Genomic DNA, 14459 nt, shown 5'->3' with positions numbered 1-14459 from the left:
TCATGGCCAAGTCGAAAGTCGCCGCGCTGCAGATCGGTTCGTCCGCCGCCGGCAAAGCGCAAACGCTGGAGCAGATTCTCTCCTTCGAAGCGCAGATCCGCGCTTCGGGCGCGCAGCTCGTCGTCATGCCCGAGGCGTTGCTCGGCGGCTACCCGAAGGGAGAAATATTCGGCACGCGCCTCGGCTACCGCCTGCCCGAAGGCCGCGAGGCATTCGCGCGCTACTACGAGAACGCGATCGACGTGCCCGGCGCGGAAACCGAAGCGCTCGCGGAGCTTTCGACGCGTTGCGGCGCGTCGCTCGTGATCGGCGTGATCGAGCGCGACGGCAGCACGCTCTTTTGCACGGCGCTGTTCTTCAATCCGGGCGAAGGGCTCGTGGCGAAGCATCGCAAGCTCATGCCGACGGGCACGGAACGGCTCATCTGGGGGCAGGGCGACGGCTCGACGCTGCCCACCGTGCGCACGGAATCAGGCGTCGCGGGCGCGGCCATCTGCTGGGAAAACCACATGCCGCTGTTGCGCACGGCGATGTACGCGAAGGGCGTGCAGATCTGGTGTGCGCCCACCGTGGACGAGCGCGACATCTGGCAGTGCTCCATGCGCCATATCGCGCACGAAGGACGTTGCTTCGTGATCAGCGCGTGCCAGGTGCAGCCTTCGCCCGCGGCGCTCGGCGTCGAGGTGCCGGGCTGGGACGAGAACCGGCCGCTCATCAATGGCGGCAGCCTGATCGTCGGGCCGCTCGGCGATGTGCTGGCCGGCCCGCTGCGCGGTGAAGCCGGGCTCGTCGTCGCGGAGATCGACACCGGTGAACTCACGCGTGCCCGCTACGATTTCGATGTGGTGGGCCACTACGCGCGGCCCGATGTGTTCGCGCTTTCAGTCGACGAACGCCGCAAGCGCACGGTCTCGTTCATCGCGGAGTAACGCGGCGCGCCGTTAAAAGTCCGCTGTCACGCCGAATAAAGCCCTTCCGGCCCGTTGCGCAGCGTGCGCGCCAGCAGTTCCAGCCCTTCTCGCAGGGCCTCGTGGCTGCGCGCGCCGCCGAGGCTCAGGCGCACCGCGTGCGGCGCCGACCCGCGGCCGATCACGAAGCTGTCAGCCGTTTTCGCGAGCACGCCGGCCTGACGCAGCGCCGCGGAAAATTCGGCGGCGCGCCAGGGCTCGGCGAGCGGCAGCCAGAGATGCGGGCTCGCCGGATCGGTGCGATACGTCCAGTCCGCCAGCACCTCGGCGGCGATCGCATGGCGCGCGTCCACCTGCGCGCGCTGCTGCGCGACGAGCCGGTCGACCTCGCCATCCACGATCCAGCGCGCCGCGATCTCGGCGGCGAGCGGCGACGTCATCCAGCAGTCGCTGCGTATCACCGCGAGGATCTTGCCGACCCAGTCCTGCGGCGCCTGCACATAGCCCACGCGCAGGCCCGGCGCGACCGCCTTCGAAAGACTGCTAATGACGATGCCGTGCTCGGGCAACCGCGCGGCGAGCGGGGTGGGCGGCGCATCGAGCAACGCGGCGGGCACGAGGTCCTCGATCACGACGAGGTGATGGCGCACGGCGATCTCGGCGATCTGCGCGCGGCGCGCTTCGGAGAGCGTCGCCGTGGTCGGGTTGTGCAGCGTCGGCACGCAAAAGAGCGCGCGCGGCGCGAGCAGCCCGCACGCGCGCTCGAGCGCGGCGGGCACGATGCCTTCCTCGTCGATTTCGATGCCGACGAGATTCAGCCGCAACTGCCGCGCGAGCGCGACGATGCCCGGATAGCTCAACGCCTCCGCGAAAATCGTGTCGCCTGGCCGAAGCACCGCGCGCAACACACAGGCAAGACCGTGCTGCGCGCCCTGGGTCACCAGCACACGCTCGGCCGCCACCGTGCAGCCCATGCGCGCGAGCCAGCGCGCACCCGCCTCGCGGTGCGAGCGGCGCCCGCCTTCGGGCTGATACAGCAGCAGTTCGCCCGCGAGGCGCTCGTCGGCGGCGAGTTCGCGCAAGGTCTGCGTGAGCAGGAAGGCTTCGTCGGTCGGCATCGGCACGTTCTGGCCGAGATCGATCAGGCGTCCCGGCGCATGGACGCCCGGCGCACCGGGCAGGCCGGGCGAAAGCGCCGCCGCGGCCCGCTCGCTGGACTCGGGCGCGGGGCGCGTACGGTCCTGGATGCGCGCCCCGTCGGCGTCGGGCTCGGCCACATAGGTGCCGTCGCCCACGCGCGCGACCACGAGGCCGCCGCGCTCCAGCTCCGCATAAGCACGGCTTACCGTGCCGGTCGTCACGTTGAGCTTTTTCGCGAGCAGCCGGTGCGCGGGCAGCTTGTCGCCGGGCAGCATCTGGCCGCCGTGAATGGCCTGCGAATAGGCCTGGGCGATCGCCCGGTACTTGGGTTCGCTGCTGCGCGAGAGCGTAGGCATCCAGCCATTCATGGTTTTCCCGAAGGAGCAATGCACGTCGCGGCACGGCGCGACGGCTGCGTCATTATCGCGCCCAATTCGCGGAAATGAAGGCTGTCATTTACTTCAATTGACTTCATTGAGTGCACGAAATTGACCCTCTAGGATGCCGTAACGCCTGACAAGGCCAATGAGACAATCGCCCGCCTCACGGCGCGCGGCATGCGTATCTTCAGACGTAAGTCACGCAATGCTGCATGCCCTGAGCGGCGCCCCACGCGCCATGACGAATCGCATCGCACGCATCACCGTGAGCCAGCACCGGCTGCCGCTCGACCCACCGTTCCCCGCCTCGTGGGACAGCCGCCCGCGGCGCGCCTTCCCGGCGACGATCGTGCGTGTGGAAGACAGCGAGGGCCGCGTGGGCATCGGCTCCGGCGACGCGATGTACGGCTTCGACGACTACCGCGACCTCTTCATCGGCGCCGACCCGCTCGACCTCGCGCGGCACTCGGCGGTGCTCGAGAACCTCAGCTTCCACGCGGGCCGGCTCTGGCCGCTCGACGTCGCGCTCTGGGACCTCGCCGGGAAAATTCGCGGCGAGCCGTGCTGGCAAATGGCCGGCGGCCGTTCAAAGCGCGTGCGGGCCTATGCGTCCTCGGGCGTGCATCGCACGCTCGAAGGCATGGCGCAGTGGGCCGAGCATGCCGTTGCGCGCGGCTTCCCGGCGCTCAAGGTGCGCTTCGGCCGCCCGACCCTCGCCGACGATCTCGCCGCGCTCGCCGCCGTGCGCGAAGCCGCGGGCGAGCACATCGAACTGATGGTGGACTGCAACCAGGGCTGGCGCATGCCGTGGGACACCCAGGCGCCGTGGCGCGCCGACGAAGCGCTCGCCGTGATTCGCCAGATCGAAAAGCATCGCGTGTACTGGGTCGAGGAGCCGCTGCATCGCGGCGACTACGCGGGCCACGCGCAGTTGCGCAAGCAAACGCAAGTGCGGATCGCAGGCGGCGAGATGACACGCGACGCGCACGAATTCGCGGCGCTCCTCGCGCACGACTGCCTCGACGTCTACCAACCCGATGTCGTCTGCACGCTCGGCATGGAAGGCGCGCGGCGGCTCGCGGCGCAAATCGAGGCGCACGGCAAGGTGTTCACGCCGCATACGTGGGGCAACGGCATTGGCCTCGCGGCCAACCTGCATGTCGTGGCCGGCGCCGCCCACGCGCCGTTCGTCGAGTTTCCCTATGACCCGCCCGAATGGACGCCGGCGCGGCGCGACTTCCCGATCAAGCACGTGATCGACATCGACGCGAATGGCTGGATCGCGCTAAGCGATGTGCCCGGCCTTGGCATCGAACTCGACGAAGCCATGCTCGCCGCGACACGCGCACACGACAGCCGTTACGACTAAATCCTCATTGAGCCGTAGCACGAACGAGATGGCAGCCCACATCTAAAGCATTCCGAAACATTTCAATAAAACGGAGACACACCATGAACCGCCTGACCACCCTCCTGCGCGCAGCCAGCCTGGCAGCGCCGCTCGCCCTCGCCGCATTGCCGGCGCACGCCGCCGGCACCTGGTGCAGCGCAAGCAAACCCGTGCGCTTCGCGGGCGTCACATGGGAAAGCGGCAACTTCACGAGCGAAGTGCTGCGCTACATCGTCAAGAACGGCTATGGCTGCCAGACCGACACGGTGCCCGGCAGCACGGCGGCCACCGAAACGGCGCTCTCGCGCAACGACCTGCAGGTCTGGTCCGAGCAGTGGACGGGCCGCTCGGAGATCATCGCAGGCGCGGTCAAGGCGGGTTCGGTCAAGCTCGTCGGCGACACGCTGCCGGGCGGCACGAAGGAAGGCTGGTACGTGCCCGACTACGTGGTGCACGGCGACGCGAAGCGCGGCATCAAGGCCAGCGCGCCCGACCTGCAGTCCGTGAGCGATCTGCCGAAATACAAGGGGCTTTTCGTGGACGACGAGGAACCGGATCGCGGCCGCTTCCTCAACTGCCCCTCGGGCTGGGACTGCGAACGCGTGAATTCGCGCCTGCTCAAGCTGCTCAAGCTCGACGACGCCTACACGAACTTCCGCCCCGGCACAGGCGCGGCGCTCGACGCGGCCATCTCCTCGGCCTACGCGCGCGGCAAGCCGATTCTCACCTACTACTGGGAGCCGGCCGCGTTGATGGCGAAGTACAAGTTCGTTCAGCTCAAGATGCCGCCGTTCAACGAAGCGTGCTGGAAGACGCTGCGCGATGCCAGCAGCGCACAGCCATGCGCCTCGTCGTATCTGGTCTCGCAGCTGAAGATCGGCGTTTCGACACCGTTCTATCAGGCCGAGCCCGACGTGATGGCGTTCTTCTCGAAGGTGAACTTCCCCATCGACTTCCTGAACACGACGATTCTCGACATGACCGAGCATAAGGTCGATGCGCAGGACGAAGCGCTCAAGTTCCTCAAGCAGCACCCCGAGATGTGGAAGCCCTGGGTGCCCGCCGATGTCGCGCAGAAGGTGCAGAAGTCGCTTGGCGCGTAAGCGCGATGCGTCCCGCGAGATAAAACGATTCCAACGAGAAAAGCCGGGCCGCGCAACGCGGCTCCATGATAAGGAGACTTAAATGAAGAAGAAGATTCTCGCGGCGCTGCCGCTGGCGCTCGCCGCAGCGGGCGCGCACGCGCAAAGCAGCGTGACGCTGTATGGCCTGATCGACCTGGGCGTGGACTACGCCAGCAATGTGGCGAACGGCGCGAACGGCCAGCTCGTGCCGGGCACCGGCAGCAAGCTCGTGCAGATGCAAAGCGGCGTGCCCGCCGGCAGCCGCTGGGGTCTGCGCGGCACCGAAGATCTGGGCGGTGGCTACGCCGCGATCTTCCGGCTCGAAAGCGGCTTCAACGCGGCGACGGGCGGCCTGGGCGGCGGTCTCGCGTTTTCGCGCAACGCCTATGTCGGCTTCAAGTCGGATCAATACGGCCAGGTGACCTTCGGCAAGCAATGGGACGCCACCGTCGATCTGATCGAGCCGTATTCGCTGAACGGCAACTACGGCGGCTGGTACTTCGCCCACCCGAACGACATGGACAACCTCGACAACGGGTTCCCGGTCAACAACGCCGTGAAATACGTGAGCCCCGTGCTCGCCGGCTTCCAGTTCGAAGGCCATTATTCGTTCGGCGGCCAGGCAGGCCAGTTCTCGAACAACGCCTCGTACAGCGCCGCAGCGGCCTACACGATCGGCTCCTTCAGCGCGGGCGTGGGCTACCTGCGCGTGAACGATCCGATCACGGCGGTGGCCGGTTATGGCAGCGGCGGCAGCTTCGTGAACTCGATCTTCGGCGACGCGCTCGCCAACGCACGCTACCAGGGCATCCTTTCGGCCGGCGCGTCGTATGTGATCGGCAGCCTCAAGCTGATGACGAACTACTCGAACGTGGACTTCGCCTCGGCCACCGGCAGCGGCGACCTGCACTTCCAGAACTTCGAAGTGGCGGGCACCTATGCCGTGACGCCCGCGTTCGTCGTGGGTGCGGGCTACACCTACACGGTGGGCCAGGACCACGCCACCGACAAATCGCCGAAGTATCACCAGGTCAACCTGATCGGCCAGTACTCGCTGTCCAAGCGCACATCGGTCTATGCGATGGGCGTGTACCAGCACGCGGCGGGCTCGGCGGAAAACGCGCAGATCACGGGCTTCAACCCCTCGGGCACCGACAACCAGGCTGTCGCCCGCGTGGGTATCACGCACGCCTTCTAACGTTTTAACGTAGTCGTTATCATTGAAAACGCGCCGGCGCGAGTGAACATGCGCCGGCGCTCCTGCATCGCGAGGCCTGCATGCGCCGCCTACCCTCTTTATCGGCACTGCGTTCATTCGAGGAGGCGAGCCGCACGCTCAGCTTCACCCGGGCAGCGCAGAACCTGCACGTGACCCAGGGGGCGATCAGCCGCCAGATCCGCCTGCTCGAAGACTATCTCGGCACGCCGCTCTTCATGCGGCATCATCACCGGCTCGAAATCACGCCCGCGGGAAAGCGGCTGCTGCCTACGCTGCAGGCCGCGTTCGATAGCATCGCCCATACGCTCGACACGATTCGCGCCGATCCGTCGAACAGCCTGCTCAGTCTGAACGCCGCGCCCACGCTCGCCACGCGCTGGCTCACGCCGCGCTTGCGCGACTTCCAGCTGCGCCACCCCGACTTGCGCATCTCCATCACCAACGAATATGGGCCGCTGCACGGCACGGAGCGCAACGAAGATTGCCAGATCCGCTTCGGCATGGAAACGCTGCCGGGCGGCCAGAGCACGCTGCTCATGCGCGAGCGCCACGTGCTGGTCGGCTCGGCGCGCGAGTTCAGGCAGGCGGCCGCCGATCAACACGCGTTGCGCGAAATCCTCGCGCAGCATCCGTGGCTCTATATCCTCGATATCGACCGGCGCCTGCTGGTCTGGGAAGCGTGGCTCGAAGCCGCGGCGCTCGACGTGCAGATCGCGCCGCACGGCGAACTGGAGTTCAGCACGCTCGATCAGGTCATTCACGCGGCGGTGGCGGGTCTGGGTATCGCCGTTGCCGACCGGCACATGATCGCGCCCGAACTGGAGAACGGCACACTCGTGCAACTGAGCGAGGTGGAAGTGGTGGGACCTTCGGGATACTGGCTCGACGTGCGGCCCGAAGTGCAAGAGACACTACGCGTGCGCAACTTCAGCAACTGGCTGGTCGAGCACCACTGCGAACGGGACGGGCAACAACGCTAGCGCGGGTGCATGACTGGCGTCACGCACCCGCGTCTGCGACCTGGCCATCGTCAGTTGGGATCGATCGGCGGGCCCGGCGGACCCGAGTCCACCTGTCTCATCGTGGCCGCGGGGGGGCCTGCGCCCTGTGCCACGTTGCGGGCTCCTTGAGCTGCGATCGAACGCGAGAGGATCTCCCGTGCTTCGCCGCTCGACGAATCGACGGTCAGTGCATGCCCCGCGTTATGCCAGGCGCACACCCACCGCCCATCGCGCGCGCAAAGCCGCGCGTAGCCAAGCAGCGAATCGCGCTGGTCTTCGCGCGACGTCAATTCGGCCTGCATTTGCAGCGCAGTGCCGTTGCCAGGCTGTTGCGCGAGCGCGGAATTGATCGCACTGCGCGCGGGCCCGAGGCTGTTCTTGTCGAGGCTCGCGCGCGCGATCGACAGATTTCTCGAGACGTCGGCCCGCGAATCGGCGGCGGCCTTCGCCGCGGCAACCTTCTCTGCGTTGGCCTTGGCGGCGGCGACCTTCTCCGCATTGGCCTTCTCTGCCTTGGCCTTCGCGGCGGCGAGCTTCTCCGCGTTGGCCTTGTCTGCCTTGACCTTCGCTGCAGCGAGCGCGCGCTCTTCGGCAGCGCTCGGCGGCGCGGTCTCCGCGCGAGCGGTGGCGGTACGCGGCGGCTGCGCTTGAGCGGGCGCCGGCTGGGGCGCCGGTGCGGGCGGCGCGACATGGGCCACCACCGGCGGCGGCGCTGCTTTAACAGGAGGCGGCTTCACGCTCGCGACCGGAGGCGGCGGCGCACTGGCGACGGGAGCCGATGGCACGCTGGCCACCGGAGGCGGCAACTGCGCGACGGCTACGGGCGGCGCGCTGGGCACCGTGTGCGGCTTCGTGTCGTGCGCGGTAGAAGTGGCCTTGGGTCCGAGGATCGCACCCTCCACGATCTGGGCGCCGACGGTCGGCTCGCGCCCGGTGTGGTGCGAAATCATGTACGCGGTCAGCAGGAACGCGATCGACACCACGCTGCCAATCGCATAGAAGGGCATCCACGAACGTGACGCCCGAGGCGCTTCCTCGCGCAGCTCGTAATCGCTGTCGCGCGGCGCGCCACCACTGAAACTGAATGCAGACGGGTTCCACTCCGTGCGCGCATGGCGCGCGAAACCATCGTGCCATTCGGGCGCGGCGGACTCGCTAGCCGGCGACATGCGCGGGCCAGAGGAAAGCTGCTTCGCGCCGCACTGAGGACAGATCATCAGTGGCGCATTAAAACCGGTCCCGCAGTATGGACATCCCCACGGACCAGACTTGGATCGGCCAGGTTCGTTGAACATTGCAGGCATGGAAGCTTTGACAGGATGGTTTCGGGTTTGCTACCGGCGGCTGGTGCGCGTCGCAGCGGAGGCAACCAGGCGGCCCGGATTCGAAATATTGGCTGTAATCCCTACTCTATTGCGCGAATCGTTGGACGGTTGTAACAAATAGTCGATTTGAATATGAGCTACTTCGACGCGAAGTTCAACCGGCATAATCGGCCAGATGGCGGATAGGGACAGGCGGGATTTCGACCCCCGCTGGGGGTTCCCGGGGCGTGCCATGATGGCTGCGCCGCGCAGGCAAATGGGCCCGTTTGATACGTCCCCACGCCGTGACATCTTGATACAGAAATCGTGTGGCGGATTCGCCAGGAGCGGCCGCTCGCCATGCCCGCGCGGGCTATCTGGCCTTCGATTTTCGTGCCAAATCGCAATCGCGATGTCGGTTTTTTTACGGGCTTTGGGTGACGCGGGGCCCGCGCGTCACGCCTTCAATGCGTCCTTGTAGACGCGGCCATCCTTCATGATCAGGCTCAGGTTCTGATCGGGGTTCGCCAGCAGCGTCATGTCCTGGAGCGGGTCGCCCGCCACGATCAGCAGGTCCGCATACGCGCCCTCTTCCAGCACGCCAAGCTTGTGCGGATACGGATTGCGCTCGCCCGCCAGCGCGAGCAGCTGCCCGTTCGTGGCAGTGGCCATGCGCAGTGCCTCGGCATTCGGGTACCAGCGCGCCATGTGCCCGAGCATCGTGCCTTGCCGCGTGGCCAGCGCCTGCGAAAAGATCAGGTCCGTGCCGAACGCCACCTTGAGCCCATGCTTGCGCGCGAGCTTGTACATGTTGTCGGTCCCGGCTGTCACCTCGAGAAACTTCTCGCGGCTCGACGGCGCCAACGGTGCAACATCCTCTTCGCTGGTAAATGGTTGCGTACTCAACCATGTGCCGTTCTTCGCCAGGACTTCAGCCGTCCGGTCGTCGATGAGGTGGCCGTGCTCGACGCACTGCGCGCCGGCAGCAACCGAGCGCTTCACCGATTCCGGCGTGTAGGCGTGCACGAGCACGTAGGTGCCCCAGTCGGACGCCGTTTCCACCGCGGCTTTCAGTTGCGGCTCGGTGAACGTGAGCATGTCGAGCGGACTGCGCGGCGTCGAGACGCCGCCGCAGCCCACGATCTTGATCTGCGTGGCGCCCATCATGAACTGCTCGCGCACACGCAGGCGCACTTCGTCGGCCGTGTCGGCAATGGCGGCAGCGCCGGTGCGTTCGATCTCGCTGATCTGGCTGCTCGTGCGCGGCACGTCGGTCAGCAGACGAAAGTCGCCGTGGCCGCCCGTCGTGGTGATCATCGCGCCGCAGGGGTAAATGCGCGGGCCGCTCAGCATGCCGGCGTCGATGGCCTGCTTCAGGGCGAACGCGGGACCGCCCACATCGCGAATGGTCGTGAATCCGCGCAAGAGCGTGCGCTGCGCCTCAGCGCCCGCGGCCAGGTAGACGAAGCTCAGGTCGGACTGGAGGATCGTCGCGATCGGGACCGCAGCGAGAAGCGAATGCCAGTGCATGTCGATGAGACCGGGCATCATCACCTTGCCGCCGCAGTCGATCACGCGGCCGCCCGACGCGTTCTGCGCGTCAGGCGCGCCTCGCCGCAACTGCGAGATGCGGTTGCCGTCGACGACGAGGGACATGCCGTCCTGCAGCGCCGCGGACTTGCCGTCGAACAGGCGAAAGTTCGTGAAGGTCGTGGGCTGGGCAGGCGCGGCGGCGCCAGGTTGCTGCGCGCTGCTGAACTCGGGCAGCACCGCGCTCAACAGGGCGGCCCCCATGCCGACCAGGAAGCCGCGCCGCGCAAGGTCGGCGCTGATGCGGCGACTGGCGAACTCCGCGAGCGCCTTGTCGCCCAGGCACGCGGAGACCGGGCGGATTGCGTTGCCGCGGCGGTTGATTCTGGAAGCCATAGGTCACCTGTGAAAGTAAGCCACGCATTTATTCTGCATGCCTGACTACATCGTCCTTCGTCAACAGCAGCGCCAGCGGCCGTGTGGAGCTGAACGCAGAGAAGATGATCGTGAGCGCCACGGTGCCCGGCACGGCGAGAAAGGCGCCGGGAATGCCCCAGAGTGCCGTCCACGTGGCGAGGCTCATGAGGATGACCGCCGGGCTCAGGTTCAGCGACCCCGCCATCAACCACGGATCGAGCACATTGCCCATCACGAAGTTGATCGCGGACAGCGCGATGAGCAGCGTGATCGACTCGTTCCACTGGCCGAATTGAAGCGCCGCGAGCAAGGCGGGGAGCGCCACGGAAATGAGCGACCCCGCATACGGCACGAAGTTGAGCAGCACGATGAGCACGGCGAGCAGCGGCGCGAACTCCAGCCCGACCAGCTGCATGCAGATCCAGCTGAGAATGCCGAGCACCACGCCGAGCAGCGCTTTCAACGCCAGATACGTGCCGATCTTCGAGTTGATGGCGTCGATCACGGGCTCCATGTCGGCCTTGCCGCGCATGACCGCGGAGAGCTTGCGGCGGAACCGCCCCATCTCGACCATGAAGAACGCGGTGTACAGCAGAACGACGAGCGTCGTCGCCATGAGCGAAGAGAGCGAGCCGAGCAGCGAGGTGAGCAGCGACTGGACGTTGACGGTCGCGAGCAGTTCGCGGCGAAACGCCGTCCACGAAGCCTCGGTCTCCAGATGAAACAGCGCGGTGATTTTCGCGAGCAACGCGAGCAGCGTGGCTTCGTACTTCGGCGCCACGGCGAGCATGCGGTCAGTGTCGGACAGCAGCAGTTCGGTCGCGAGCCACGCGGCCGCGAGGATGAGCGCGGCCGCGCTCCAGTAGCGCGCGCCCGCGCGAATGCGCGGGCCCACGTGGGGCACGCGGCGCAGGATTTCGGCGAGCCCGTAGATCACATACGACGTGATGATCGCGAATGCGATCGGCACCAGCACCGGGCGCCCGATATACAGCACCCACCCCGTGATGACGGCGATGACGACCACGCAGGTGAACGTGACGAGATCCTGTTTCATGGAGATGTTCTGGATGACGAACCACGTTGCGTCGATGTTGCAGGCAGCGGTTGCGTACAGCACGTCGCGCAGCGAACCGGCTATCCGGCGCGAGACGTTTGCAAGCCATCCACGCCTCGCCGCGCACATCCGGCCCTCAATAAAGCGTCTTCGGGGCGCGATCGGCCGCCACTTCGCAAGACTAGCCGCTTTGAAAAAGACGTGCGCGCTAGCTGGCGAGGAATCCGAACAACCGCGCCCGGATTTTCGTTGCACGCACATCGACTCTTCGCGCGGACAAAAGATCTCTCCTGCATTTAAGTCACGTTTAAGCAGCTAAAAGTACCTTACGCGCACCTTCACCATCTCTTCGAAGACCATAGCAATGAGTACCATCAAATATCGGCGCCGGGGCCTGATCGCCGGTGTAGCGGTGGCGCTTGCCGGCGCCTGGGTCGTCAGCCACGAGCACGCCAGCGCGGACGAAAGCGGCATCACCAAAACGACGTTGTCGGCACCTGTGCCGAAGGCAGACGACGTCCGCGGCGCGGCGCCGAACTTCTCGGCGATCGTCGCGCAGTACGGCCCGGCTGTGGTCCATGTCGAGGTCGTCAAGGAAAACCCGGACTCCGAAGACGGCCATTCGGGCGCCCTCGGATCGGGCTTCATCGTGAGCCAGGATGGCTTCATCCTGACGAACAATCACGTCGTCGAAGGCGCAGACGACGTGACGGTCAAGCTCACCGACGGCCGCAAGTTCCCCGCACGCGTGATCGGCACCGACAAGGCCGGCGACGTGGCCGTGCTGAAAATCTCCGGCAAGGGTTTCCCGACGGTGAAGATCGGCAATCCGGCGAACAGCAAGGTCGGCGACTGGGTCGTCGCGATCGGCTCGCCCTATGGTCTCGACAACACCGTGACCTCGGGCATCATCAGCGCGAAGTCGCGCCAGCTCTCGGAAGATAGCCCGACGCACCTGATCCAGACCGACGTGCCCGTCAACCCGGGCAATTCGGGCGGCCCGCTCTTCAACCTGAACGGCGAAGTCATCGGCATCAATTCGATGATCTACTCGCGCACGGGCGGCTTCCAGGGCCTCTCGTTCGCGATCCCGATCGACGAAGCCATGCACATGAAGGATCAGATCGTGCAGGGCGGCGGCAATGGCAACGGCACGACGCTGGCCCGCAATGCGCACCCGCGTCTCGGCGTGGCCGTGCGCGCGCTCAGCGGCGACGAAGCGCAGCAGGTCGGCGTGGACGGCGGCGTGCTCGTCGTGAAAGCGGGCGGTGCGGCAAAGGCGGCTGGCATCAGCGCCGGCGACGTGATCATCGCGGTCAACGGCATCGAGGTGGACAACGTCGAGCAGCTGCAAAGCATGATCGCGCGGGCACGCAGCAACGTGTCGATCGTCGTCGCCCGCGACGGCGAGCAAATGACCGCGCAGGTCGAGCTCGCGCCGCGCGCGTAACGCCCTGGCCGGGTCCGGGCCTGGCGCGCGCCAAACGCGCGCTCACGGCCCGTGGCTCGCCAGGTAGTCGATCCGCTCGACGATGTAGTCGTAGAAGGGGTTCCACGAGAGCCGCGTGAGGAGCCCCGCCCCCACGATCAGCGCCCCGGTTTCGCCGCGTACGGACTGGGCGCCCAGATGGATGCCCAGGTCGTCGTTGGGATCGGGGTTGCGGCCGTACAGCGAATCGGTCACCGGAAACGGCAAGGCCACGTGTGACAGCGAATAGACGTCGAGCGGATAGTCGAGCCCCGTGGGTTCGACTTTCGCCGTGGTCTCGCTCGGCGCCGTGCTCTCTTCGACCACGTGCGGCGAGGTGGCCGAGGCGTTGGTGAGCACGGTCAGGCGGTAACGCAGCGGCGGCACGGGCGAGAGACGGCGCAGCGCGTCACGCATCGACGCGCGCAGCAGCGGGCTCCATTGCGCCGTGCGATTGATGTCGAACAGCACGAGCTCGCTGCCGTTGGCAGGCAGTTGCGCATACAGCGAACTGACGATCGCGCTCGTGCTCACCGTGAAGTCGAGCACGGACTGGAAAGTGAGCGTGGGCGGCAGCGCCGCCAGTTTGCCGTTGCGCGCCGCGTCCGCCACTTCCTGCTGGATCTTGCGCGTGACCCGCCACGACTGGCGTGCGCCGTTCACCGGAAACGAGTTGTACTTGAACGGATTGAATTCCGGCACGATGTCGAGCCACGCGGCTTTCGCAAACGCGGGCAGGATCGCAGGCAATGCCGCGAGCCCCGCAAAGCGCGCGAAACGCGTAATGCCGATCATCGGCGAAAGCAGGATCAGGCGGTCCGCTTGCGGCAGGCTCGCGTCGTCCAGCGCCTCGAGCGAGTATTGCAGTGCGAGCGCGCCGCCATTCGAAAACCCCACGATATGCAGCGGCGCAGGCGCCGGCACGAGGCGCCGCGCTTCGCGCACGGCGAGGCGCGCGGCCGCCTCCCAGTCTTCCGCCGTCACTTCGGTCAGCCCCGAGGGCACGGTGCCATGCCCGGGCAAGCGCACCGCCACCACGGCGAAACCATCCTGCTGATACCGCTGCGCGATGTGCCGCAGGCTATAGGGCGAATCGGTCAACCCATGCAGCATCACGGCCACGCCGCGCGGCGCGCCTTGCGGCATGAGCGTGTACGAGCGGTTCCAGTCGGTGCGAAAGTGCCCGGGATAAATCGGGCTGCCCGAGAAATAACGGTTGGCGGGAATGCGTTCGTCCGCCGGCAGCTTGTCGGTCACGTTTTTCTTCACCGCGTCGAACAGGCGGTTCTCGTTGGCGATGTATTCCTCCCACGTCGCATGATCGATTTCGTGCGCGTGCATGTCTTCCGGCACATAGGTGTGCCACAGGCTCAACGGCGCCTTGCGCTGCGCGTCGAAGAAGCGCACGCCGGCAATGCACACGAATGCGATCAGCACGAAGAGGGCAATCCGCTTGATCCAGCGAAGGAGCCACGCTCTCGTCAAGAAATTCGCCATGTCCGGTCAATGCCTCGTGAACGG

Annotated in this window: 10 protein-coding genes and 1 pseudogene; 6 read left to right on the top strand and 5 right to left on the bottom strand. The window is 66.5% G+C overall.

The window, feature by feature from the left end:
- Positions 1–2 precede the first annotated feature (2 nt).
- Positions 3–929: a carbon-nitrogen hydrolase family protein gene (locus tag AB4Y42_RS26635; protein WP_368687265.1), complete on the top strand. Its 927-nt coding sequence runs from the start codon at positions 3–5 to the stop codon at positions 927–929.
- Positions 930–955: 26 nt separating this feature from the next.
- On the opposite strand, the gene AB4Y42_RS26630 is transcribed toward AB4Y42_RS26635, so the two are convergent.
- Positions 956–2416: a PLP-dependent aminotransferase family protein gene (locus AB4Y42_RS26630; protein WP_368695828.1), complete on the bottom strand. Its 1461-nt coding sequence runs from the start codon at positions 2414–2416 to the stop codon at positions 956–958.
- 250 nt (positions 2417–2666) lie between these two features.
- Here AB4Y42_RS26630 and AB4Y42_RS26625 point away from each other — a divergent pair, with 250 nt between their 5' ends.
- From AB4Y42_RS26625 to AB4Y42_RS26610, 4 genes are all read left to right on the top strand, one after another.
- Positions 2667–3797 (top strand): mandelate racemase/muconate lactonizing enzyme family protein, encoded by a 1131-nt coding sequence (locus tag AB4Y42_RS26625; protein WP_368687266.1) that lies wholly within the window; start codon positions 2667–2669, stop codon positions 3795–3797.
- Positions 3798–3880: 83 nt separating this feature from the next.
- Positions 3881–4921: an ABC transporter substrate-binding protein gene (locus AB4Y42_RS26620; RefSeq protein ID WP_368695827.1), complete on the top strand. Its 1041-nt coding sequence runs from the start codon at positions 3881–3883 to the stop codon at positions 4919–4921.
- A gap of 82 nt (positions 4922–5003) precedes the next feature.
- Entirely contained in the window at positions 5004–6140 is a 1137-nt protein-coding gene (locus tag AB4Y42_RS26615) for a porin (RefSeq protein ID WP_368687268.1), read from the top strand.
- An 80-nt stretch (positions 6141–6220) separates the two neighbouring features.
- Complete coding sequence (locus AB4Y42_RS26610; RefSeq protein ID WP_368695826.1) at positions 6221–7141, top strand: LysR substrate-binding domain-containing protein; 921 nt, start codon at positions 6221–6223, stop codon at positions 7139–7141.
- Positions 7142–7191: 50 nt separating this feature from the next.
- Here the strand turns inward: AB4Y42_RS26610 and AB4Y42_RS26605 are convergent, their stop codons facing one another.
- The 3 genes from AB4Y42_RS26605 to AB4Y42_RS26595 form a co-directional block, all read right to left on the bottom strand.
- On the bottom strand, positions 7192–8379 hold the full coding sequence (locus tag AB4Y42_RS26605) for a hypothetical protein (protein WP_368687270.1): 1188 nt from the start codon (positions 8377–8379) through the stop codon (positions 7192–7194).
- Positions 8380–8922: 543 nt separating this feature from the next.
- Complete coding sequence (locus AB4Y42_RS26600) at positions 8923–10392, bottom strand: amidohydrolase family protein (RefSeq protein WP_368695825.1); 1470 nt, start codon at positions 10390–10392, stop codon at positions 8923–8925.
- A 28-nt stretch (positions 10393–10420) separates the two neighbouring features.
- Positions 10421–11599: an AI-2E family transporter gene (locus tag AB4Y42_RS26595; RefSeq protein WP_368695824.1), complete on the bottom strand. Its 1179-nt coding sequence runs from the start codon at positions 11597–11599 to the stop codon at positions 10421–10423.
- Positions 11600–12002: 403 nt separating this feature from the next.
- Between AB4Y42_RS26595 and AB4Y42_RS26590 the strand changes: the two are divergent.
- Positions 12003–12920 (top strand): annotated as a pseudogene (locus AB4Y42_RS26590) (S1C family serine protease); the annotation flags it as partial.
- A gap of 42 nt (positions 12921–12962) precedes the next feature.
- Here the strand turns inward: AB4Y42_RS26590 and AB4Y42_RS26585 are convergent.
- Positions 12963–14435, bottom strand: coding sequence for an alpha/beta hydrolase (locus AB4Y42_RS26585; protein ID WP_368687274.1), 1473 nt, complete (start codon positions 14433–14435; stop codon positions 12963–12965).
- Positions 14436–14459: the final 24 nt, after the last annotated feature.

The sequence above is a fragment of the Paraburkholderia sp. EG286B genome (assembly GCF_040965655.1).
Taxonomy (GTDB): Bacteria; Pseudomonadota; Gammaproteobacteria; order Burkholderiales; family Burkholderiaceae; genus Paraburkholderia.
Note: the sequence above shows the minus strand (reverse complement) of the source record. Positions and strands in the feature narration are given on the sequence as shown.